The following is a 21407-nucleotide window of genomic DNA, read 5'->3' on the forward strand; positions in this document are numbered from 1 at the left end:
GGCCCGCTCAGGTGACGACCACGCCGATCTTCGGCGCGGGTTCGTTCTTGTATCCGGCCGGGCCGAAGTTCTTGTTCACGGCGGCCTGCCAGGAGCCGTCGGCCACCATCTTCTCCAGGGCCTTGTTGATCTTGTCCTTGAGTTCGGTGTCGCCCTTCTGGACGCCGATGCCGTAGTTCTCGTTGCTCAGCTTGAAGCCGGCGAGCTTGAACTTGCCCTTGAACTGCGGCTGTGACGCGTAGCCGGCGAGGATCGAGTCGTCGGTGGTGAGGGCGTCGACGACCCCGTTCTCCAGGCCGGTGAGGCATTCGGAGTAGCCGCCGTACTCCTGGAGCTGGGCCTTGGGCGCGATCTTCGTCTTGACGTTCTGCGCGGAGGTCGAGCCGGTGACCGAGCAGAGCTTCTTGTTGTTCAGATCGGACGGCTTGGTGATCGAGTTGTCGTTCGCCCGGACGAGGACGTCCTGGTGGGCGAGGAGGTAAGGGCCGGCGAAGTCGACCTTCTCCTCACGCTTCGGGGTGATCGAGTACGAGGCGACGATGTAGTCCACGTCGCCGCGCTGCAGCAGGGTCTCGCGGTCGGCGCTCTTCGCCTCCTTCCACTCGATGTCCTTGGGGTCGTAGCCGAGCTGTTTGGCGACGTACGTGGCGACGTCGACGTCGAAGCCGGTGTAGGCGCCGCTGGGAGTCTTGAGTCCGATGCCCGGCTGGTCGAACTTGATGCCGATGGTGACCTTCTTGTTCTCGCTGCCGCCTCCGCCGCTGTTGCCGTTGTCGCTGCTGCACGCGGCGCCGGTGAAGGAGAGCACGACGGCGGCGGCCACGGCCAGGGTCAGCCTTCGGGTGGCGCGTGGGGTGTTGATCGGGTTCATGGTCCTACCCATCAGTGCTTGAGGATCTTCGACAGGAAGTCCTTGGCGCGCTCGCTGCGCGGATTGCTGAAGAACTCGTCCGGGGTGGCCTGCTCGACGATCCGGCCGTCCGCCATGAACACCACGCGGTTGGCCGCCGAACGCGCGAAACCCATCTCGTGCGTCACGACGACCATCGTCATGCCGTCCCTGGCCAGCTGCTGCATCACCTCCAGGACCTCGTTGATCATCTCCGGGTCCAGGGCCGAGGTCGGCTCGTCGAAGAGCATCACCTTCGGCTCCATGGCGAGCGCGCGGGCGATCGCCACGCGCTGCTGCTGGCCGCCGGAGAGCTGTGCCGGGTACTTGGCCGCCTGCGTCTCGACGCCCACCCGCTGCAGGAGCGCGCGGGCGCGCTGCTCGGCCTTCTTGCGGTCCGTCTTGCGGACCTTGATCTGGCCGAGGGTGACGTTGTCGAGCACGGTCTTGTGCGCGAAGAGATTGAAGGACTGGAACACCATGCCGACGTCGGCGCGGAGCGCCGCCAGTGCGCGGCCCTCGGCCGGCAGCGGCTTGCCGTCGACGGTGATGGTGCCGGAGTCGATCGTCTCCAGGCGGTTGATGGCGCGGCACAGCGTGGACTTGCCGGACCCCGAGGGCCCGATGACCACCACGACCTCTCCGCGGTGCACGGTGAGGTCGATGGACTGGAGCACGTGGAGCGGGCCGAAGTGCTTGTCGACGTCTTTCAGTACGACGAGTTCGTCCCCGCCGTCCGGGACGGGCATGGCTCCCTCCTGGGTCCCCTCCCCCGCTGGCCGCTGTTTCTGAGGTTCATGCTCCGCCCTGCACCGGAAAGGCGCACGCCGGAGTGGGCCGACCGCGCCCGGAGGGCGGCCGGGGCGCGGTCACCCCGGCGCCGCCCCGGAATCCGTGGACGAGGACGACGGCGGGCTTGGCTGCCATGCGGGGCACCCTTCGTGCCGGGGGGGTGGTGGATTGCGGCTCACGCCGGACGGAGGGTGACCGGCCGCCACCGTCCGTAGTGCCCGTACGGCTTCCGTGTGAGTCCGTCCGCCGCCCGTGCCCCGTCCGGCGCCGGCTGACTGCGTACGGACCGGGGCGGGCGGACACTGGAGGCGGAGGGGGGCGCGTCGCATCCGACCGGCCCGAGGAGGCCCGCCATGACCACCGCCGCACCCAAGGTCAGCACCCTGCCGGCCGAACACCGGGAACGCCTCATGGCCTATGCGGAGGACGTGTACTTCGAATCCGGTGACCGGCTCTTCGAGGAGCAGGACCACGCCGACCGGTTCTGGATCGTCAAGACGGGCGCGGTCACCCTGGACGCCAGGGTGCCGGGACGGGGCCGGCCGGTGATCGAGACGCTGCGGCACGGCGAACTGGTCGGCCTGTCGTGGCTGTTCCCGCCGTATCTGTGCCAGTCGGGCGCGGAGGCGATGACGCCGGTACGGGCGTACGAGTTCGACGCCACGGCCGTGCGGTCGATGTGCCGCACGGACCCCGAGTTCGGCGCCTCCGTGATGTTCTGGGTGGGCCAGATCCTCGCCCACCGCCTCCACGTGACGCGGGTGCGGCTGCTCGACCTGTACGCGCCGCACGGCAGCGGGATCATGGCCTGAGCCCGGCCCGGCGGACCGCCGCTCAGCCACAGGCGAGGCGGAAGCTGGTGTGGTCGACGGTGACCTCGCCGGGGTCGGGCATGCCGTTGAGGTTGGCGTCCTCGTAGACGATCCGCCGGCGCTCCTTGATGGTGAGCGTGCCGACGGGGGTGCCGTCGGCGGCGCGGATGGTGCGTTCGTCGAGGGTGTCGGTGCTCTCGACGGTGTGGTGCGGGGCGGTGAGGACGACGTTGAAGCGGTCGTAGTCGACGTCGCTCCGCACGGTCCGCCCGTCGGGCAGCGTCATGCGGAAGTCGACGTTGTTCAGGCCGGTCACGACCAGGGCGCGGCCGGCCCGGACGACCTTGCCGACGGAGTGCTCGGTGAGGGTGACGGAGCCGACGAGGTCGGCGGGCAGGCAGCCTTCGAGCGGCGCGTCGTAGGTCTGGGTGTGGGTCTCGTCGAAGTGGTCCACCACCACCTGCTCCGCGTGGGCGGGGGTGGGGGCGGCGGCGAGCAGCCCGGCGGCCGCGGCCAGCGCGGCGGCGGACAGCGCGAGACGGCGCGGGGCCCGGGCGCGGGCGGCGGGGGCGAGGGGGGTGTGGGTCATGGTGCCGACGCTAGTGAGGCCGTACGGCTCCGGCACCGCGGGCGCGACCGGTCGGTGGAACCGCGGCGGCCTCAGGGCCGTACGAGTTCGCGCACGTACCAGTCGGACAGGGTGCCGTCCGCGTGGCTGATCTGGCCCCGGCGGGCGAACCCGGCCCGGCGGGCCACGGCGGCCGCGTCGGTGTGTCCGGCGGGCACCAGGATCACGGCCCGGCGGGCGCCCACCGTACGGGCGTGGTCGCACACCAGCCGCACGGCCCGGGCGGCGAAACCGCGGCCGCGGGCGTCCGGGTGGAGGGCGAAGGCCAGGTCGACGTCGCCGCCCGCGAACCCGGTGGTGGCCGGGCGCAGTTCGACGGTGCCGACCGGCCGTCCGGCCCGGATGGCGAAGGTCAGCGCGGGGCCGTGCGGGCGCCAGCGCGCGGGCGGCTCGTCGGTCCGGGCCGGCGCGGGGTCCACGGGCGACAGGACGACGACGCCGTCACAGAGCTTCACTTCATCACGCATCCCAGCGATCTTGTCGTCAATCGGCCCCTGCCACAATCGTATGCGGTCGGACACGCGGACGTTGGCGAGAGCACGCCGTCACCCGGTCGGCCCGATGCGAGCGGTGCACCCCGGCGAGAGGCACCAGGCTGGGGCCGTGAACGTTGCGGTGTCGTGAGGAATGCGGGGCGGCCGGCACGGGAAGGCGGCGGACTGTGAACGGTGGTGGGGCACGGGCGGGCGTACGGGCGGAAGCGCGGGCGCGGTTCTTCGCGCGGTGCGCGCTGCTCGCCGCCGTGGCGTCGGTCGTGGGTCTGTTCGTGCCGTTCGGCGGCGCCGGTCTGGTGATCCTCGTCAGCGGCCTCGCCGCGCTGTGCCTGGGTGCGGCCGGCGTGTGGTGGTTCCTGGCGCACCGCGGCCTGACCCGGCTGCTCGGCGCCCTGCTGGCGATCGCCGCGCCGGCGGCCCTGCTCTACCTCTACATCCACGGCGGTCTGTGGTCGACCGCCATGGTCGCGCTGGCGCTGTGGGCCGTGGCCCTCGGCTGCGCCCGGATGGCGCTGCGGCGTTCCGAGCGCGCGCGCCGGCCGGTGCCCGCGGTGCGCCCCCGACGGCCGGTGCTCCTGATGAACCCGAAGTCGGGCGACGGCAAGGTCGAACGGTTCGGGCTCGTCGAGAAGGCGGAACGACTCGGCGCCAAGGTGGTCGTGCTCGGCCCCGGCCCCGACGGGGAGTTCACGGACGTGGCCGAGCTGGCCCGTACGGCGGTCGCCGAGGGCGCCGACCTGCTCGGGGTGGCGGGCGGCGACGGCACCCAGGCGCTGGTGGCGGCGGTGGCCGCCGAGCACGATCTGCCGTTCCTGGTGATCAGCGCCGGCACCCGCAACCACTTCGCGATGGACCTCGGGCTCGACCGCACGGACCCGGCGCGCTGTCTCGACGCGCTGACCGACGGCGAGGAGCTGCGGGTCGACCTGGGCGACGTGGCGGGCCGGCCGTTCGTCAACACGGTCTCGTTCGGGGTGTACGCGGATGTCGTGCAGCGCCCCGAGTACCGGGCGGCCAAGGCGGAGACCGCGCTGAGCCTGCTGCCCGACCTGCTCGCGGGCGGCGCGGGCCGCCGCCTGGACGCGGCGGCCGACCATGCGCGGCTGCCCGGCCAGCAGGCGCTGCTGGTCAGCAACAATCCGTACGACTCCCCCGATCCGCTCGGCGGCGGCTTCCGGCCCCGCCTGGACAGCGGCAGGCTCGGTGTGATCGGCATCCGGGTGGACGGCGCGGCCCAGGCGGCCGCGCTCGCGGTCCGCGGCACGCAGTCCGCCGGTCTGAACGTGCTGACCGCCCGGCGGGTGGAGGTCACCGCCGACGCCGGGACCATGCCGGTGGCGGTGGACGGCGAGGCCCTGACGATGCCGACGCCCGTCGTCTGCACCCTGCGCCCCCGCGCGCTGCGCGTCCTCGTGCCCCGCGACCGGCCCGGCTCGATGCCGGCGAGCGAGCCCCTGTCCTGGCGCCGGGTGGCCGCCCTGGCCTTCAACCGCGACCGACGACAAGCCACCGGAGCCGCTGTCGGCGAAGGAGAGTCCCGTGACTGAGTCACCCGTGCCGCCCGTACCGCCCGGTGCCCCGGAGGACACGTCCGCGCTGCGGGCGGTGCTCTCCGATCTGCACGCCATGGACGGCGCCGTGTACGCGGCGGTCGCCGCGACACCCACCCCGGCCCTGGACCGCGGGCTGCGCCGGCTGTCGAACGCGGCCGACCACTCCAAGATCTCCCTGGCCGTCGCCGCGGCCCTCGCCCTCGCCGGCCGCCGCCCGCGCCGGGCCGCCGCCGTCGGTCTCGGCGCCGTGGCGCTGGCCTCGGCGACCACGAACCTGCTGGGCAAACGGCTGGTGCGGCGGGCCCGGCCGGACCGGGACGCGGCGCGGGTGTCGGTGGACCGGCAGGTGCGGATGCCGACCTCGGCGTCGTTCCCGTCCGGGCACACGGCCTCGGCCGTCGCCTTCGCCTCGGCCGTGGGGATGGAGCTGCCGGCTGCGGCGCTCCCGCTCGGCATGCTGGCCTGGGCCGTGGGCTACTCACGCGTGCACACCGGCGTGCACTATCCCGGCGACGTCGCCGCCGGCGCCGTCGTCGGCCTCGCGAGCGCGGCGGCCGCCCTGGCGGTCGTCGACGCGGCGCCGTGGGGTGACCGGCCGCTCGACCGTCTGCGCGGGTGAGGGACGCGGCGCTTACCATCGGGAGGTGAGCGGTGGCCGGATCCTGACGTTTCCAGGATCGAGGGGGAACAGATCGACGCCGTACCGGGCTTGGAGGCGGACATGACTTCCGCATCGTTCGATCCCCGCACCCTGCTCGCCGAGAGCCGGCTCGGCGTCCTCGCGACCCTCAAGGCCGACGGGCGCCCGCAGCTCTCACCCGTGATGCCGTACTTCGACGAGAAGACCGACACCCTGTACGTGTCGATGACCGAGGGCCGCGCCAAGACGGCGAACCTGCGGCGCGACCCGCGGGCGGCCCTGGAGGTGACCGCCCCGGACGGCTGGTCCTGGGCCACCGCCGAGGGCACGGTGACCCTGACCGGGCCCGGGACCGACCCGCACGGGCCGGAGGTGGAGGCCCTGGTGGACTACTACCGGCTGGCCGCCGGCGAGCACCCGGACTGGGACGAGTACCGGGCGGCGATGGTCGCCGACCGGCGGGTCCTCATGCGGATGACGGTCGACCGGGTCTACGGGCAGCGCATCCGCTGAGGTCCCTGGAGGCCTCTCGCGTCTCGTGGGGCCTCTGGTGGTCCCTGCGAGCCGCGGCTCAGCCCTTGCGGACCGGGCCGAGGCGGCCGGCCGGGCGCTCGACCGGTTCGTCGCGGGCCTCGGCCCACAGCGAACGCACATGGCCGAGGTGGCGCATCATGCACGCCTCGGCGGCCGCGCGGTCGCCGGCGATCATCAGCTCGAGCAGCTCGCGGTGCTCCTCCGCCGAGGAGACCAGCTTGCCGGCCTCGTCGAGCCCGGTGAGCCCGTAGAGCCGGGACCGCTTGCGCAGATCGCTCACCGTCTCGACGAGCCGGTCGTTTCCGGCCAGTCCGAGCAGGGTGAGATGGAAGCGCCGGTCCGCCTCCAGATAGCCGATGAGGTCGTGCTCGCGCGCCTTCGTGACGATCTCGTCGGCGAGCGGGCGCAGCTCCTCCAGCTGTTCGCGGCTCGCGAGTTCGGTGACCCGGCCGACCGTGGGCACCTCGATGAGCATGCGCAGCTCGGTGCACTGGTCGAGCTCGCGCTCGCTCACCTCCGTGATCCGAAAGCCCTTGTTGCGCACCGGCTCGACCAGGCCCTCGCGCGCCAGGTCGAGCATCGCCTCGCGCACGGGTGTGGCCGACACCCCGAGCTCGGCGGCGAGCCCGGGCGCCGAGTAGACGCTGCCCGGCCGGAGTTCACCCGCTATCAGGGCGGCCCGCAGGGCGTGACCGACCTGGTCGCGCAGCCGCTCCTGGGCTTTGATGAGACTGTGCTGCTTCAGGTCACCCACGCTGATCCTCCGATAACTCGCAGAGGCACAGCGTACAATGTCACGTTTCGCTGTCGCCGCCCGCCGCCGCACCGACCTGGGTCGCCGCGCGGTACACGGCGACGGCCACCGCGAGATCCTCCCAGGCCATGCCCACGCTCTTGAACAGGCGCGGCACCTTCGGATCCGGCGGAGCCGCCCGGCCGGCGACCAGATCGGCGAGGGTGCCGGCGATGTGGTCCGGGCCGATCGCCCCCTCGGCCTCGGGAATCAGCAGATCCCCGGCCTCGCGCCGGGCCGCCGCGCGCGACTCGACGTACACGGCGGACCGGCGCACGAGCGCCGTGTCGGTCTCGCGGGCGTCCGGCTCGTGCGAGCCGACGGCGACGACCGTCGCGCCGGGCGTCACCAGCCGCCCGTCGAAGAGGGGCATACGGGCGGTGGTGCAGCACAGCACGAGGTCCGCGCCGGCCACGTCCTCGGCCGTGCCGGTACGGGCCTTCGGCACGCCGAGGTCGCAGGCGTGCAGGGCGAGCCGCTCGGCGCCGCGGTGGGCGCGCTCCGGGTCGCGGGCGACGACCACCGCCTCCGCCACGTCCCGTACCGCGAGGACGGCTTCGAGATGCGCGTACGCCTGCGGTCCGGAGCCGAAGAGCACGAGCCTCAACTCGCCCTCTGCGGAGGTGAGGTGACGGATCGCCAGGGCCGAGACCGCAGGGGTGCGCAGAGTGGTGAGGGCGGCGCCGTCGAGCAGGGCGACCGGACGCAGGGTCGGGCCGTCGAGGAGGAGGAAGCTGCCGGTGATGCGGGGCAGCCCGAAGGCGGCCGGGTTGTCCGGCGCCACTCCGACGATCTTCACCCCGGCCCACGACCCGGAGGCCGCGGGCATGAGGAGCAGTTCGCCGGCGGGCACCGGCAGGGTGGTCCGCTGCGGTCCGGTCTCCGGGTCGAGGCCGGCGCGGAGCGCCTCGGCGAGGGCGTCGACCGCCCCGGCCGGGGACAGCAGCCGTCGTACGGCCGGGGCGTCGAGGTGGAGCAGGTCGGCCGTCACAGGCGGAATCCCGTGCCGAGGGTGTCGTCCGGGTCGAGCGTGAAGCGGTGCTCGCCGGTGCGGTGGGAGCTGCCGGTGACCTCGGTGACGAGGCCGTCCGCCGAGCCGGCCGCACCGGGGACGATCCGGCCGGTGAAGACCGTGCCGACGACGGACTCGTGGGTGAGCTCCCGGCCTTCCGTCAGGACTCCGTCCTCGGCGAGGAGGGCGAGCCGGGCGGAGGTGCCCGAGCCGCAGGGCGAGCGGTCGATCTGGCCGTCGGCGAAGACGGTGACGTTGCGCTGGCGCGGCCCGGCCGGGGTCTCCGGCAGCTCCTCGTACAGGGTGACTCCGTACACCCCCGAGAGCAGCGGACCGTCGGGATGCAGGGTCGCGGGGTGGCCGGTGAGGGCGGCCCTGATCTCCCCCGCCGCGCGGACGAGTTCGGGCAGCGCGGCCCGGTCCACGGTGAGGCCGAGGGAGCGGGCCGGGAGCGAGGCGTAGCAGGCGCCGGCGTGGGCGAGGTCCACCTCGGCCCGGCCGAGACTTGTGTCTGCCTTCACCCCGCGGCCGGTGACGCGGGCCGGGACGTTGCGGAAGGTGATGCCGGTGGTGCGGCCGCCGGCCCGGTGCACCGTGGCGGTGACCCGGCCGGACGGCACGTCGATGCGGACCTGGGCGTCCCCGTCGTCCGGCGCCGCGACCCGGCCCGAGTCGACCGCCCAGGCGCCGAGGGCGAGGGTGCCGTGGCCACAGGCCGTCGAGTAGCCGTCCTTGTGCCAGAACACCACGCCGAAGTGGGCGCCGTCGTCGTCCGGCGGCACGACGAGTCCGCCGTACATGCCGGAGTGGCCGCGTGGCTCCCGCGCGAGGAGCAGCCGCAGCTCCTCCTGCGGCAGGCCGGGACGCGGGGCGGTGCCGTCGCCGCCGGGGACGAGCAGGTTGGCGCGCCGTTCGGCGACGGTGTCGCCGGGCGGGCACGGGAGTGGCGCGTCGGCGGCGGTGAGGTCGACGATCCGGAAGGGTTCGCCCGCGGTCTGGTAGTCGGTGGTCCGCACCTCCGGGGGGTGCACGGTGCTCACAGCAGGAAGCCTCCGGGGAACGGGTCGGTCGGGTCGAGGAAGTACTGGGCGGTGCCGGTGAGCCAGGCCCGGCCGGTGACGGTCGGCACGACGGCGGGCCGGCCGCCGACCGTCGTCTCGCCGACCAGCCGGCCGGTGAACTCGGTGCCGATGAAGCTCTCGTTGACGAAGTCGGTGTGCAGCGGGAGCTCCCCGCGCGCGTGCAGCTGGGCCATCCGCGCGCTGGTGCCCGTACCGCACGGGGAGCGGTCGAACCAGCCGGGGTGGATCGCCATCGCGTGCCGCGAGCGGCGCGCGTCGGAGCCGGGGGCGGCCAGGTACACGTGCTTCAGTCCGGCGACGGCCGGGTCCTCCGGGTGCACCGGGCGGTCCGGGCCCGCGTTGACGACGTCCATGAGCGCGAGACCGGCGGCCAGCAGGTCCTGCTTGCGGGCCCGGTCGAAGGGCAGGCCCAGGGAGTCGAGGTCGACGAAGGCGTAGAAGTTGCCGCCGTACGCCAGGTCGTAGGTGACGGTGCCGAAGCCGGGGACCTCGGCCTTGAGGTCGAGCCCGACGCTGAAGGCGGGCACGTTGGTGAGCGTGACCGCCGTCGCGGCGCCGTCCTCGACCCGCACGTCCACGCTGACCAGGCCGGCCGGGGTGTCGAGCCGGACCGTGGTGACGGGCTCGGTGACGGGCACCATGCCGGTCTCCACGAGGACGGTCGCGACGCCGATCGTGCCGTGGCCGCACATGGGCAGGAGGCCCGACACCTCGATGAACAGCACGCCGTAGTCGGCGTCGGGGCGGGTCGGCGGCTGGAGGATGGCGCCGCTCATGGCGGCGTGGCCGCGCGGCTCGTACATGAGGAGGGTGCGGAGGTGGTCCAGGTGCTCGATGAAGTGGAGCCGCCGCTCGGCCATCGTGGCGCCGGGGATCACCCCGACTCCCCCGGTGATCACCCGGGTGGGCATGCCCTCGGTGTGCGAGTCCACCGCGTGAAAGATGTGACGGGTACGCATGGGTCTCCCCCGGTCGCGTCGGTCGGGTCGGTGTCGGGTCGGGTCGGGTCGGTTGGGTCGGATCGGTGTCGGGTCGGAGCAGTCAGGTCGGGTCGGTCGATGAGTTCGGCCGGCCGGCCGGTCAGTGGGGCCGGCCGGCCGGTCGGTCAGTGGTGGCCGTCGGCCAGGGCCTTCTCGGTCGCCGAGCGTACGGCGGTCTCCGCCGCGCCGGTCAGCGGGTGGCGGGGCGGGCGGGTGACTCCGCCGGGGCGGCCCGCGATGTCCATCGACAACTTGATGGCCTGCACGAACTCCGTCTTGGAGTCCCAGCGCAGCAGCGGGTGAAGCGACTTGTAGTGCGGCAGCGCGGTGGCCAGGTCCCCGGCGACGGCGGCGCGGTACAGCTCGGCGCAGGAGGCGGGCAGGGCGTTGGGGTAACCGGCGATCCAGCCCACGGCCCCGGCGAGGGCCAGCTCCAGGAGGACGTCGTCGGCGCCGATCAACAGGTCGAGCTCCGGGGCGAGTTCGGCGATCTCGTAGGCCCTGCGGACGTCGCCGCTGAACTCCTTCACGGCGACGATGTGGCCCGCGGAGTGCAGCCGGGCGAGGAGGGCCGGGGTGAGGTCGACCTTGGTGTCGATCGGGTTGTTGTACGCGACGACCGGGAGGCCGGCCCCGGCGACCTCCGCGTAGTGCGCGAGCACGGCGCTCTCGTCGGCCCGGAAGGCGTTCGGCGGCAGCAGCAGCACCGAACCCGCGCCCGCCTCGGCGGCCTGCTCGGCCCAGCGCCGGGACTCGGCGCTGCCGTAGGCGGCGACGCCGGGCATCACCCGGGCCCCGTCACCGGCCGCCTCCACCGCCGTGCGGACCACGCGGGCGCGCTCCTCGTCGCTCAGGGTCTGGTACTCGCCCAGGGAGCCGTTGGGTACGACTCCGTCGCAACCGTTGTCGATCAGCCAGCGGACGTGCTCGGCATAGGCGTCGTAGTCGACGGACAGGTCCTCGCGCAGCGGGAGGGCGGTGGCGACCATGATGCCGCGCCAGGGACGGGTGGTGCTCCAGGTGGGGACGCTCATCAACAACTCCTTTGTAGTGTGTGACATTTTACTGATAGACGCAGGGCGGTCACAAGACCGCGAACGGGGTGGGTTACGGGAGGTCCGCGAGGTGGCGGAGCGGTACCGGGCAGGCGAACGGCCTGCGGTCGGGCGCCGGGCCGTCGCCCGAGAGAGCCGCCACCGCCGGGCCGCACATCCGGCCCTGGCACCAGCCCATGCCCGCACGGGTGAGCAGTTTGACGGTGCGTGCGTCGTGGGCGCCCAGCTCGTCGACCGCCTCCCGGATGCGGGCCGCCGGCACCTCCTCGCAACGGCACACGTCCGTCGTGGCGCTCACCCAGTCCGTCCAGCCGGCGCCGGGGCGGTGCGCGGCGGCCATCGCGTCGGCGAAGGCGCGCAGGCGCGTGCGGCGGTGACGCAGGGCGTCGGTCGCCTCGGTGTGCCCGGCGATCGAGTGGGCCGCCAACTCTCCTTCGACGAGCGCGAGTTGTGCGCCGCCGATGCCGCCCGTCTCGCCGGCCGACCAGACGCCCGGCACGGACGTGCGCAGGTCTTCGGTGAGCTCCAGGGCGATCGTGCCGTCCGGGGTCGTGCGGGTCGCGCAGCCGAGGGCCGTCGCGAGGGACAGCTCCGGGACCAGCCCGTGGCCCACCGCCACCGCGTCGCACGGGATGCGGCGCCCCGTCCCCGGGACCGGCCGCCACTCCCGGTCGAGTTGGGCGACCGTGACGGCCTCCACCCGGTCGGAGCCGTGCGCCTCGACGACGGCGTGGCGGGTGAGGAGGCGGGTGTGGTGGCGCAGGAGCGCCGAGCCGTAGCGGGCGCCTTCGAGGAGTTTGGCCGGGTTGCGGAGCAGGGTGCCGGTGTGGCGCGCGTAGCCGCCGTACGCCGACGCCTCGGCCACGGCCGGGACGCGGGCGCCCGCGCTCGCGAGGGACGCGGCGACCGCGAGCAGCAGCGGGCCGCTGCCGGCCACGACGATCCGGCGACCCGGGAGCGCGAGGCCGCTCTTGAGCATGGCCTGCGCTCCGCCGGCGCCGACCACGCCGGGCAAGGTCCATCCAGGAAAGGGGAGTTGACGCTCGTACGCGCCGGTGGCGAGGAGGACGGCACGGGCGGTGACGGCCGTCGCGGTGTCCTCGTCCGTGCGCGCGTGGACGGTCAGGGCGCCGCTGGATTCGGGCGTGACGGCCCACACCTGGTGGGACGGACGGTAGCTGACGCGCTTCGCCTTCCGGTGCGCGTCGAGGCGCCGTACGCGGGAGGTGAAGGCCCGCCACTCGTGGTGCAGCGCCTGCGGGCGCGCCGCGCCCAGTTCCGGCGCGGGGTGCCGGTAGAACTGGCCCCCGGGGCGGGCGCCCGCGTCCAGCAGGGCGACCCGCAGGCCGAGGTCGGCGGCCGTCACGGCGGCGGCCAGACCCGCCGGGCCCGCGCCGACGACGGCGAGGTCGACGGCCGAACCGACGGCGGGATCGACGATGGTATCCACGGCGGAATCGAGGACGGAATCGACGGCGGGATCGACGGCGGGGTCAGCGCCGGGTTCAGCAGCCGAGTGCGGCACGGCCGGTTCCCTCCTGGGTGGTGACGGAGTCGCCCGGGCGGGCCGGGACGAGGCAGGCACGCTGGTTGGCGCGGCCGTTGACGGTGACGAGGCAGTCGTAGCACTGGCCGATCCCGCAGAACGCGCCGCGCGGCGCGCCGGTGGTGCGGGTGGTGCGCCAGGAGACGATGCCGGCCGACCAGAGCACGGCAGCGATGGACTGCCCCTCGGCGACGGGGAGTTCACGGTCGTCGAAGCTGAGCGTGTACGTGCGGTGCGGGGCGCCGCCCACGAGGTCGCGTGGGGTCGTCACTGGGAGGCTCCTTCGTGGGTGTCGAACGCGCGGTCCGGGCGGAACGGCGTCGGGTCCAGGGGTGGCTCCGCCCCCGTGAGCCCGGCCGCGACCAGCGCTCCCGTCGCCGGGGCCAGACCGATGCCCGCGCCCTCGTGGCCGCACGCGTGGTGCAGGCCCGGGACCCTGGGGTCCGCGCCGATGGCCGGGAGGTGGTCCGGGAGGTAGGGGCGGAATCCGTGGTAGGTCCGGATCACGTCGACGTCCGCCAGGACCGGGAAGAGCGCGGCGGCCTGGGCGGCGAGGCGGCGCAGGGCCTCGCGGGACAGCGTGCGGTCGAAGCCGACGCGTTCGCGGGTCGCGCCGATCAGGACCGGGCCGGCGGGCGTTCCCTCGACCACCGCGGAGGACTGCAGCGACGCCGACCCGCTGGCGACGTCGGCGATGTAGTCCGCCGCGTACACCTTGTGCCGTACGACACGGGGAAGCGGCTCCGTCACGAGGACGAAGCCCCGTCGGGGCAGGACCGGGAGCCGGGTGCCCGCGAGGCGGGCGATCTCGCCGCCCCAGGTGCCGGCCGCGTTGACGAGGGCGGGCGCGAGCAGTTCGCGGCGCGGGGTGCGGACGCCCCGGACGGCCCCGGCGGGGTCACGGAGGATCTCCGTGACCTCCTCGCCGAGATACGTGGGGATCCGGGCCGCGGCAAGGAGCCGGGCCGCCGCCTTCGCCGGCTGGACCTGGGCGTCCTGCGGGTAGAGGAAGGCTCCCGCCTGGTCCTCGGCCAGGTTCGGTTCGAGGGTGGTGAGCTGCTGCGGCTCGATCTCGGTCGCGGTGACGCCCGCGGTCCGCTGGCCCTCCGCGAAGGCGCGCAGCGCCTTCAGGGTGGTCTCGTCGGGCGCCACGACGAGACCGCCCTTCGGCTCGTACTCGATGTCCGGCGGGAGTGCGTCGGACAGTTCGCGCCAGAGTCTCGTGGACAGCAGCGCGAGGTCGAGCTCGGGGCCCGCCTCCTTGTCGGAGACGAGCAGGTTTCCTTCCCCGGCACCCGTGGTGCCGCCCGCGACGGGACCGCGGTCGACGACGGCGACGGAGAGGCCGGAGCGGGCCGCGTAGTACGCGCAGGCGGCTCCGACGACGCCGGCACCGATGATCACGGCGTCCAGGGAGTGTCTCTTGGGCACGGCAGTAATATGTCACATTCTTTTGACGGTGCCCAGGCCCTCACGGGCCTGGGCGGGAACATGAGGGGCGGTCAGCTGCGGAGCGGGCCCTCGCAGCGGTAGCTCGACGTGCCGGCGGCGTGGTTGGACCAGATGTCGATCGGTCCGAAGCTGCAGTTCATGTCGGCCAGGTTGTTCAGGCGGGACTCCGCGGCGCGGTCGAGGATGAAGTAGTCGACCGTCTCGGACATGTCCTTGAAGTTCTGGTCGTCGCTGCTCCAGTTCGTCAGGTTGGCCGTGATGCGTCCGGTGCAGATGAAGCGCCGCTTGCCGGTGTCGCCGTTGTCGACGCAGTCCGGGTTGCTGTACGTGGCGCCGGCGAAGGCGGCCTTCACGCCCGCCACGGTGGAGTACGTGAGCTGGTCGTTGGGCGTGAACGTGGTGTTCGGCACGTACAGGCGGTCGACCTGGGCGATCTGCGCGTCGAGGAAGCGGTCGTAGGCGGCCTGCAGGTTGGCGTCGGCGCCCATGCGGTCGCGCCAGGCGTCGAAGCCGGCGACGTCGTTCGCGCGGATGTGGGCGTACATCTCGCGCAGCAGGCCCGGGTGTTCGGTCCACAGGAACTCGAAGAACGTGCCCGCGTAGTTGTAGAAGCGGAAGCCGTCGCCGTCGTAGGTGGCGTGCAGCAGCTGGCGCACGTTCATCCGCGGGCCGCCGCCGGCCGTGTCGTTGATGATGCCGCGGACCAGCGACTTGCGGACGGCGATGCCGTTGTCGCGGGTGGCGCCGTCGAAGAACTCGGCCGTGCCCTCGTCCATGGCGGTGGTGCGGTCGCCCTGGTACCAGGGGCCCTCGCCGAAGAAGCCCGGGACCGCCCAGCGGCCGTTGAGGTAGTGGGTGTACTCGTGCCGGAACAGCTCTTCGAGGGTGAGGGTGGAGTCCTGCGGGACGCGCCGCTGGTACGTGTAGAAGGTGGCGCCGTTCTCGATGTAGATGCCGCCGTTGTTGGTGGAGTAGCCGGTGAGCAGCGGGTGGTAGACCTCGTAGTCGGCGCGGGAGGCGTAGAGCACGATGTTGAGGGTGCTGTTGGGGTCGCCGGCCAGCGGCTGGTCGGTGCCGAGCACCCGGTGGAACTGCGTCTTGACCTGCTTGCTCGCGTAGTAGAGCTGGTCGACGGTGGCCCGGTCGAGGGCGGTGCGGACCTTGATGCCGCCGTTGTCGTACGTGTACGTGTTGGGGAAGAGGCGCTTCTCGATGTCGGCCTTGCAGACGTTGTACGGCGCGCAGGCGCCGTAGAGGTCGAGCCAGCTGACGATCTTGCCCCACGGCTCGCTGCCGTAGCCGAAGTTCGTCTCGACGGTGCCGAGCAGGCCGCCGAGGTCCGCGGTGATGCCGTCCTTGAGTCCGTCGATCTGACCGAAGCGGCCGTACTCGGAGAGCGCGTCGCGCACCACCCAGGCGTTGGCCGTGCCCTTGAGGTGGGTGTAGCCGGCGAACGCCTTGAACGTGGCTCGGTAGGCGGGGTCGGCCTTGGCCGCGGCCTGGAAGGCGGCGTCCTGGTTGCCCGGGTAGACGCCCAGGTAGTTGACCGAGAGCGCGGCGAGGGCGGCGCCGCCCCAGGCGGCGTCCTGGTTGGTGGCGGTGTGCGCGGCGTCCATGGTGGCGAGCACCTTGACGATGGTGCCGAGCTGGTACTGGCGCAGGCCGGGGGCGCTGCCGGCGTAGAGGGCCTCGCGCAGGGTGCGGGCGTTGCTCGCGGTGACGTCGAAGGTGTGGGCGGCGCCGGCGAAGTCGGCGATGGCGCGGCGCATGGCGTCGACGGTCGGCGCGTCGGTGATGTCGATCTCGTCGCGCGAGTAGTCGTGGTAGGCGACCGCGTGGAGGTAGGTGAACATCTCCTCCAGGTGGGTGGTGTTGCGGCCGTCGTGGCCGGCGGCGAGCGCGGATATCCGGTGGGACACGGCCTGCACGTGGGCGTCGGACATGACGGGCGCGAGGCGGGCGTCCCAGGTCCAGATGAGGGTGCGCAGACAGCCGTCGGCGGTGACGGCGGGGTCGGCCAGGAAGTCCGCGAACTGCTCGGGCGTGAGTGCGGTGATGCCGTCGAGGGTGCAGGGGACGCCGGCGGCGAGCGTCGCGGGCGCCGGTGCGGTGCGCCGCGCGGCCGTGGCGGCCTGCGGCGTGGCGGGGCCGAAGACGCGGGGCTTGGCGTTCGTGCCGCCGGGGGCGGGGGCCGGGGCGGGCTTGGCGGGGGTGGCCTTGGCGAGGTGGTCGACCTCGTCGAAGGGGTTGCCGCCGGTCGGCGCCATCGGCGCGAAGGTGGCGGGCGCCTGGGCCCGGACGGGGCCGGGACGCTCGGTGGCCTGGGCCGTGGCCTGTGCGGCGGAGGCGACGAGGGTCGCCGCTATGGCGGTGGCGAGCAGGGATCTACGCACGGTTCTGGGTCTCCTCGTGGGGGATTACGCGCTCTCGACTCCCCTGGCTCGTACGGGAGTTGACGACATGTGAGCCGTCAGCGCATGAGGAGTAAAATAGTAATGTGAAATTGCACTGACAAGGGTTGTGCACCGATCAGTTCTTCCTCGGCGTCGTCGGCACCGGTTCGCCCGCGGGCGGTTAACCTGACCGCGCCCGACCACGACCCGAGGAGGAAGGCATGGCACGGATGCCGTCGGCCGAACGACGCCGTCAGCTGGTCGAGGCCGCCGTCCGGGTCATGGCCAGGGACGGGGTGGGGCGCGCCACGACGCGCGCGATCTGCGCCGAGGCCGGGGTGTCGCTGAGCGTGTTCCACTACTGCTTCGACTCCAAGCAGGCGCTCCTGGAGGCGGCGATCGAGTCGATCACCGGGAGCTACGTGTCCCGGGTGATGTCCGCGGTCGAGCCGAGGGGGACGCTGCGGGAGACGGTGCGGGCGGCGCTCGGGTCGTACTGGGAGCACGTGACGGCGCATCCGGCCGCGCACATGCTGACGTACGAGCTCACCCAGTACGCGCTGCGCGAGGACGGGTTCGAGCATCTGGCGCGGGCGCAGTACGCGCAGTACGTGGCGTCCGCGACCACGCTGGTGGAGCAGGTGTGCGCGGCGCGCGGGGTGACGCCGAAGGCGCCGGTGGAGCTGCTCGCGCGACTGCTCGCGGCGGTGATCGACGGGCTGACGCTGCAGTATCTGGTGCTCGGCGACGAGCGGGCGGCCGAGGCGCTGCTCGACACGACCGCCGACCAGTTCGTCGCCCTCATCGAGGGCGCCGAGGGCCGATCCGGACCCTGACGCTCCATCAACAGGTCATTTGACCCGGACCCTTGACTCACTCGGCGATCGCCGCGATCCTCGGCCCGAGCCGCCTGTTACCCACAGAAACACCACAGGCGGCTCGCAGCCCGGTATCCCCCCGACCGAAGGCATCGCTGACATGATTCGACCATCACGACGCGGGGCGGGCGGCCGGTTCGCCCTGGTGTCCCTGTTCATCGCCCTGGCCACCGTCGTCTTCGGCGCGGGGCCGGTCCCCGCCGCCGACACCGGTGGCCACTGGTGGGAGCCGACCGCCCGGCCCGCTCCCGACTCGCAGATCAACGTCACGGGCGCCCCGTTCACCGGGACCGACGCCCAGGGCAAGGTGCGCGGCTTCATCGACGCGCACAACCACCTGATGTCCAACGAGGGCTTCGGCGGCCGCATGATCTGCGGCCAGACCTTCTCCGAGGCCGGCGTCGCCGACGCGCTCAAGGACTGCCCGGAGCACTACCCCGACGGCTCCGGCGCGCTCTTCGAGCATCTGACCGGCGGCGACGACGGCCACCACGACCCGGTCGGCTGGCCCACCTTCAAGGACTGGCCGGCCTACAAGTCGCTGAGCCACCAGCAGAACTACTACGCGTGGGTCGAGCGGGCCTGGCGCGGCGGGCAGCGGGTCCTGGTCAACGACCTGGTGACCAACGGCCTGATCTGCTCGCTCCTGCCGCGCGACCGCGGCTGTGACGAGATGGACGCCATCCGGCTGGAGGCCCGTAAGAGCTACGAGCTGCAGGACTACGTCGACAGGATGTACGGCGGCCCGGGCAAGGGCTGGTTCCGCATCGTGACCGACTCCGCACAGGCCCGCTCGGTGATCGAGCAGGGCAAGCTCGCGGTGGTCCTGGGCGTGGAGACCTCGGAGCCGTTCGGCTGCAAGATGATCCTGGACGTCCCCCAGTGCTCGCAGGCCGACATCGACAAGGGCCTGGACGAGCTGTACGGCCTCGGCGTGCGCAGCATGTTCCTGTGCCACAAGTTCGACAACGCGCTGTGCGGCGTCCGCTTCGACAGCGGCACGACCGGTGTCGCCGTGAACATCGGCCAGTTCCTGTCGACCGGCACCTTCTGGGCCACCGAGAAGTGCGCGGGCCCGCAGCACGACAACCCGATCGGCCTGGCCACCGTCCTGCCCCCGCTGGCGGAGAAGCTGCCGGCCGGGGTGACCGTCCCCTCGTACGCCTCCGACGCCCAGTGCAACAAGCGGGGGCTGACCAGGCTCGGCGAGTACGCCGTGAAGGGCATGATGCAGCGCGGCATGATGCTGGAGCTCGACCACATGAGCGTCAAGGCCGCGAGCCGCGCCCTGGACATGCTGGAGGCCGAGGAGTACCCGGGCGTCATCTCCAGCCACAGCTGGATGGACCGGGACTGGACGGACCGGGTGTACGGGCTCGGCGGGTTCGTCGCCCAGTACATGTCCGGCGCGCAGGGCTTCATCGGCGAGGCCGCCCAGAAGGCCGACCTGCGCAAGAAGTACGGCGTCGGGCTCGGCTACGGCACCGACATGAACGGGGTCGGCGGCTGGCCGGCACCGGTCGGCGCGGACGCCCCGAACGCCGTGAAGTACCCCTTCCGCAGCTTCGACGGCGGATCGGTCCTGGACCGCCAGGTCACCGGTGAGCGCACCTGGGACTTCAACACCGACGGCGGTGCGCACAACGGGCTCGTCCCGGACTGGATCGAGCAGATCCGGCTCACCCCGGGCGGCCCGGGCGTCGTGGACGAGCTGTCCCGGGGCGCCGAGTCGTACCTGACCACCTGGAAGAAGACCGAGAAGCACGAGATGGGCGTCGACCTCGCGGCGGGGCAGCCGGCTTCCGCCTCCACGAGCGAGTGGTGGAACCCGTTCGTGAACTTCTCGCCCGGCCGCGCCGTGGACGGCGACACCGGCTCCCGCTGGGCCAGCGAGTGGAACGACGACCAGTGGTGGCAGGTGGACCTGGGCACCGAGCGCCGGGTCGGCAGGGTCACCCTGGACTGGGAGACGGCGTACGGGCGGGCGTACCGGATCGAGCTGTCGGACGACGGCGCGAACTGGCGGACCGCGTGGTCCACCGATTCCGGCGACGGCGGCTACGACACGGCCGAGTTCGCCTCGCAGCCGGCCCGCTACGTCCGGATCCACGGCGAGCGGCGGGGCACCGGCTGGGGTTATTCGCTGTACGAGGTGAAGGTCACCCGCTCCTGATCCGCTGAGCGCGCGCACGGAGGGGGCCTGTCGGACGCCGGTCCGGCAGGCCCCTTCGTCGTGTGCGGGCGGATACGGGTGCGGGGAGGCGGTCAGCCGGCCGCGGGGCCGGTCCAGTCGGCGGGTACGCGCGCGAGGCGGACCCGCTGCGGGTGGTCGCCGACGTCCACGGTGGCCACCCGCCGTCCGGTGGCGAAGTCGATCGCGGTCACCCGGTCGGCGCCGCTCTCGGAGATGACGCAGTCCTTGCCGTCGCCGCTGACCGTCGCCCAGTACGGCTTGTTCGCCTCGACCAGCGGGCCCTCCTGGAGGGTGGCCCGGTCGACGACGGTCGCATAGTCGTCCATCGTCCCGGCGACGCACAGCTTTCCGCCGTCCGGGCTGATGGAGAGCCCGTGGTGGCGTGAGTCGTTGACCCAGGTGGTGCGGTCGGGGTTGGTGGCCGGGTTGGCGGGGAGGGTCTTCAGGCGGGTGATGCGGTCGGTGGCGATGTCGTACTCGAGGAAGCCGTTGAAGAAGGAGACCTGGAAGTAGATCTTCTTCTCGTCCGGGGTGAAGACGAGGGGCCGCACCGCGTCGGAGAGGTCGCCGCGTCCGAAGGCGTCGAGCCGCTCGCGCATGTCGATGACCCGTACGGTCCGGAAGGTGGCCGCGTCGACGACGGTGATCTTCCGGTCGCCCTTGGTCCAGTCGAGCCAGGGGGCGTCGAGGGCGGTGGTGACCTCGCCGATGGACATGTTCCACAGCAGGCCGTCGGAGGTGAAGACGTTCTCGTGGGGCTTGGCGCCGGTCTTGAAGGAGCCGAGCTGGCGGCCGGTGACGATGTCGAGGACGTGCACGGTGTCGGCGGTGGAGGCCGAGACGGCGACGCGGGTGCCGTCGGGCGAGACGGCCATGTGGTCGGATCGGTAACCGGCCACCGCAAAGCGCCAGTTGATGCGGCCGGTGCGCAGGTCGATCGAGACGACGTCGGCGAAGCTGGGCCGGGACACGACCATGGCGGTGCCGTCGGGCGTGGCGTACATGTCGTCGACGAACTGGTCGTGGCCCTCGCCCGGTCCGTTGCGGACGCCGAGGAAGAAGCCCAGCCGGATCGGGTCGAGGTAGATCTCGCGGAGCCGCTCCTCCCGGTCGGGGATCACGTTCACCCGGCCGATGTGGCGGAAGTCGCCCCGGGATTCGATGACATCGGCGGTGCCGTCCCAGTTGTTGCCGACGAACATCACCTCGCGCAGTGCGCCGTCGGCGTCCGTGGTGACGGGTCGGGCGAACGGCCGGGCGGCGGCCGGCGTGCCGCCGAGCGCCGCGACGAGGGCGATTCCGGCGGCGAGGACTGCGCCGAGGCGCAGGCGGGGAGAGGGCATGGGGGTTCCTTCTTCCGGCTCCTGACGAGGGCTCCTGACGAGGACTTACCCGAGGTAACCATGGACATGTCACACCGGCAAGACTTTGGCGCGCCCCTCCCGCACCCCGGCCGGCACCACGGGCACAGCTTCCGCACACCGCCTTCACACCGCCCGCGAAACGGCTGGTAGCGGCCCTGTCGGCAGGTGCCCGCTGAGGCACAATGCGTGACGGCGGCAACTCCTGGGGGAACGGTGCACAAGCTGAACGGGTCGATACGACGGTCAATCGGAGCCATCCAGCGGCTGAGCGCGCTGCGCCCCAGGAACGGGGTCGGGTCGGGCCTCCAGCGCGCGC

The 21407-nt window shown here is 72.8% G+C and carries 20 protein-coding genes; 6 read left to right on the forward strand and 14 right to left on the reverse strand.

The window, feature by feature from the left end; all coding sequences use genetic code 11:
• Window positions 1–7: 7 nt before the first annotated feature.
• Together ACWEJX_RS17330 and ACWEJX_RS17335 are read right to left on the reverse strand one after the other, a co-directional pair.
• Window positions 8–883 (reverse strand): glutamate ABC transporter substrate-binding protein, encoded by an 876-nt coding sequence (locus tag ACWEJX_RS17330; RefSeq protein ID WP_451608281.1) that lies wholly within the window; start codon window positions 881–883, stop codon window positions 8–10.
• Window positions 883–1638 carry an amino acid ABC transporter ATP-binding protein gene (locus ACWEJX_RS17335; RefSeq protein WP_451608282.1) on the reverse strand — a complete coding sequence of 252 codons (756 nt, stop codon included), beginning with the start codon at window positions 1636–1638 and terminating at the stop codon, window positions 883–885. The genes ACWEJX_RS17330 and ACWEJX_RS17335 overlap by 1 nt, the downstream gene beginning before the upstream one ends.
• Window positions 1639–2034: 396 nt before the next feature.
• Between ACWEJX_RS17335 and ACWEJX_RS17340 the strand changes: the two genes are divergently transcribed.
• Window positions 2035–2493 carry a Crp/Fnr family transcriptional regulator gene (locus ACWEJX_RS17340; RefSeq protein ID WP_451608283.1) on the forward strand — a complete coding sequence of 153 codons (459 nt, stop codon included), beginning with the start codon at window positions 2035–2037 and terminating at the stop codon, window positions 2491–2493.
• A 22-nt stretch (window positions 2494–2515) separates the two neighbouring features.
• Here the strand turns inward: ACWEJX_RS17340 and ACWEJX_RS17345 are convergent, their stop codons facing one another.
• Both ACWEJX_RS17345 and ACWEJX_RS17350 read right to left on the reverse strand, forming a co-directional pair.
• Window positions 2516–3082: a hypothetical protein gene (locus tag ACWEJX_RS17345; RefSeq protein WP_451608284.1), complete on the reverse strand. Its 567-nt coding sequence runs from the start codon at window positions 3080–3082 to the stop codon at window positions 2516–2518.
• A 71-nt stretch (window positions 3083–3153) separates the two neighbouring features.
• Window positions 3154–3588: a GNAT family N-acetyltransferase gene (locus tag ACWEJX_RS17350; protein WP_451608285.1), complete on the reverse strand. Its 435-nt coding sequence runs from the start codon at window positions 3586–3588 to the stop codon at window positions 3154–3156.
• 194 nt (window positions 3589–3782) lie between these two features.
• Here ACWEJX_RS17350 and ACWEJX_RS17355 point away from each other — a divergent pair, with 194 nt between their 5' ends.
• The 3 genes from ACWEJX_RS17355 (at window position 3783) to ACWEJX_RS17365 (ending at window position 6321) form a co-directional block, all read left to right on the forward strand.
• Window positions 3783–5162, forward strand: a complete 1380-nt coding sequence (locus ACWEJX_RS17355; protein ID WP_451608286.1) for a diacylglycerol/lipid kinase family protein — start codon at window positions 3783–3785, stop codon at window positions 5160–5162.
• 79 nt (window positions 5163–5241) lie between these two features.
• Entirely contained in the window at window positions 5242–5787 is a 546-nt protein-coding gene (locus ACWEJX_RS17360; RefSeq protein ID WP_451608319.1) for a phosphatase PAP2 family protein, read from the forward strand.
• A 102-nt stretch (window positions 5788–5889) separates the two neighbouring features.
• Window positions 5890–6321, forward strand: a complete 432-nt coding sequence (locus ACWEJX_RS17365; protein WP_451608287.1) for a PPOX class F420-dependent oxidoreductase — start codon at window positions 5890–5892, stop codon at window positions 6319–6321.
• Window positions 6322–6379: 58 nt separating this feature from the next.
• Here ACWEJX_RS17365 and ACWEJX_RS17370 read toward each other — a convergent pair whose 3' ends face one another.
• The 9 genes from ACWEJX_RS17370 to ACWEJX_RS17410 all read right to left on the reverse strand — a co-directional run bounded on the left by ACWEJX_RS17370 (window position 6380) and on the right by ACWEJX_RS17410 (window position 16655).
• Complete coding sequence (locus tag ACWEJX_RS17370; protein WP_403790350.1) at window positions 6380–7096, reverse strand: GntR family transcriptional regulator; 717 nt, start codon at window positions 7094–7096, stop codon at window positions 6380–6382.
• Between the two features lie 40 nt (window positions 7097–7136).
• Window positions 7137–8126, reverse strand: coding sequence for an ornithine cyclodeaminase family protein (locus ACWEJX_RS17375; RefSeq protein WP_451608288.1), 990 nt, complete (start codon window positions 8124–8126; stop codon window positions 7137–7139).
• Entirely contained in the window at window positions 8123–9187 is a 1065-nt protein-coding gene (locus ACWEJX_RS17380) for a proline racemase family protein (protein WP_451608289.1), read from the reverse strand. The genes ACWEJX_RS17375 and ACWEJX_RS17380 overlap by 4 nt, the downstream gene beginning before the upstream one ends.
• On the reverse strand, window positions 9184–10188 hold the full coding sequence (locus ACWEJX_RS17385) for a proline racemase family protein (protein WP_451608290.1): 1005 nt from the start codon (window positions 10186–10188) through the stop codon (window positions 9184–9186). Before ACWEJX_RS17385 ends, ACWEJX_RS17380 begins: the two co-directional genes overlap by 4 nt.
• A gap of 146 nt (window positions 10189–10334) precedes the next feature.
• On the reverse strand, window positions 10335–11243 hold the full coding sequence (locus tag ACWEJX_RS17390) for a dihydrodipicolinate synthase family protein (protein ID WP_451608291.1): 909 nt from the start codon (window positions 11241–11243) through the stop codon (window positions 10335–10337).
• Window positions 11244–11316: 73 nt separating this feature from the next.
• On the reverse strand, window positions 11317–12714 hold the full coding sequence (locus ACWEJX_RS17395) for an FAD/NAD(P)-dependent oxidoreductase (protein WP_451608292.1): 1398 nt from the start codon (window positions 12712–12714) through the stop codon (window positions 11317–11319).
• A gap of 55 nt (window positions 12715–12769) precedes the next feature.
• Window positions 12770–13081 carry a (2Fe-2S)-binding protein gene (locus ACWEJX_RS17400; protein ID WP_403790339.1) on the reverse strand — a complete coding sequence of 104 codons (312 nt, stop codon included), beginning with the start codon at window positions 13079–13081 and terminating at the stop codon, window positions 12770–12772.
• Window positions 13078–14241, reverse strand: coding sequence for an NAD(P)/FAD-dependent oxidoreductase (locus ACWEJX_RS17405; protein WP_451608293.1), 1164 nt, complete (start codon window positions 14239–14241; stop codon window positions 13078–13080). The genes ACWEJX_RS17400 and ACWEJX_RS17405 overlap by 4 nt, the downstream gene beginning before the upstream one ends.
• Window positions 14242–14312: 71 nt before the next feature.
• Complete coding sequence (locus ACWEJX_RS17410) at window positions 14313–16655, reverse strand: collagenase (protein WP_451608294.1); 2343 nt, start codon at window positions 16653–16655, stop codon at window positions 14313–14315.
• 221 nt (window positions 16656–16876) lie between these two features.
• Here ACWEJX_RS17410 and ACWEJX_RS17415 point away from each other — a divergent pair, with 221 nt between their 5' ends.
• Together ACWEJX_RS17415 and ACWEJX_RS17420 are read left to right on the forward strand one after the other, a co-directional pair.
• Window positions 16877–17491, forward strand: coding sequence for a TetR/AcrR family transcriptional regulator (locus ACWEJX_RS17415; protein ID WP_451608295.1), 615 nt, complete (start codon window positions 16877–16879; stop codon window positions 17489–17491).
• A gap of 142 nt (window positions 17492–17633) precedes the next feature.
• Window positions 17634–19706 carry a galactose-binding domain-containing protein gene (locus ACWEJX_RS17420; protein ID WP_451608296.1) on the forward strand — a complete coding sequence of 691 codons (2073 nt, stop codon included), beginning with the start codon at window positions 17634–17636 and terminating at the stop codon, window positions 19704–19706.
• Between the two features lie 92 nt (window positions 19707–19798).
• Here the strand turns inward: ACWEJX_RS17420 and ACWEJX_RS17425 are convergent, their stop codons facing one another.
• Window positions 19799–21070 carry a YncE family protein gene (locus ACWEJX_RS17425; RefSeq protein ID WP_451608297.1) on the reverse strand — a complete coding sequence of 424 codons (1272 nt, stop codon included), beginning with the start codon at window positions 21068–21070 and terminating at the stop codon, window positions 19799–19801.
• Between the last annotated feature and the right edge of the window lie 337 nt (window positions 21071–21407).

The sequence above is a fragment of the Streptomyces sp. NPDC004788 genome, from assembly GCF_053601115.1.

Bases quoted from the DNA above. Each gene is read 5' to 3' on its own strand.
- ACWEJX_RS17350 (WP_451608285.1), bottom strand. From the start codon at position 3,588: ATGCGTGATGAAGTGAAGCTCTGTGACGGCGTCGTCGTCCTGTCGCCC.
- ACWEJX_RS17415 (WP_451608295.1), top strand. From the start codon at position 16,877: ATGGCACGGATGCCGTCGGCCGAACGACGCCGTCAGCTGGTCGAGGCC.
- ACWEJX_RS17345 (WP_451608284.1), bottom strand. From the start codon at position 3,082: ATGACCCACACCCCCCTCGCCCCCGCCGCCCGCGCCCGGGCCCCGCGC.
- ACWEJX_RS17335 (WP_451608282.1), bottom strand. From the start codon at position 1,638: ATGCCCGTCCCGGACGGCGGGGACGAACTCGTCGTACTGAAAGACGTC.
- ACWEJX_RS17365 (WP_451608287.1), top strand. From the start codon at position 5,890: ATGACTTCCGCATCGTTCGATCCCCGCACCCTGCTCGCCGAGAGCCGG.
- ACWEJX_RS17330 (WP_451608281.1), bottom strand. From the start codon at position 883: ATGGGTAGGACCATGAACCCGATCAACACCCCACGCGCCACCCGAAGG.
- ACWEJX_RS17340 (WP_451608283.1), top strand. From the start codon at position 2,035: ATGACCACCGCCGCACCCAAGGTCAGCACCCTGCCGGCCGAACACCGG.
- ACWEJX_RS17360 (WP_451608319.1), top strand. From the start codon at position 5,242: ATGGACGGCGCCGTGTACGCGGCGGTCGCCGCGACACCCACCCCGGCC.
- ACWEJX_RS17390 (WP_451608291.1), bottom strand. From the start codon at position 11,243: ATGAGCGTCCCCACCTGGAGCACCACCCGTCCCTGGCGCGGCATCATG.
- ACWEJX_RS17385 (WP_451608290.1), bottom strand. From the start codon at position 10,188: ATGCGTACCCGTCACATCTTTCACGCGGTGGACTCGCACACCGAGGGC.
- ACWEJX_RS17420 (WP_451608296.1), top strand. From the start codon at position 17,634: ATGATTCGACCATCACGACGCGGGGCGGGCGGCCGGTTCGCCCTGGTG.
- ACWEJX_RS17425 (WP_451608297.1), bottom strand. From the start codon at position 21,070: ATGCCCTCTCCCCGCCTGCGCCTCGGCGCAGTCCTCGCCGCCGGAATC.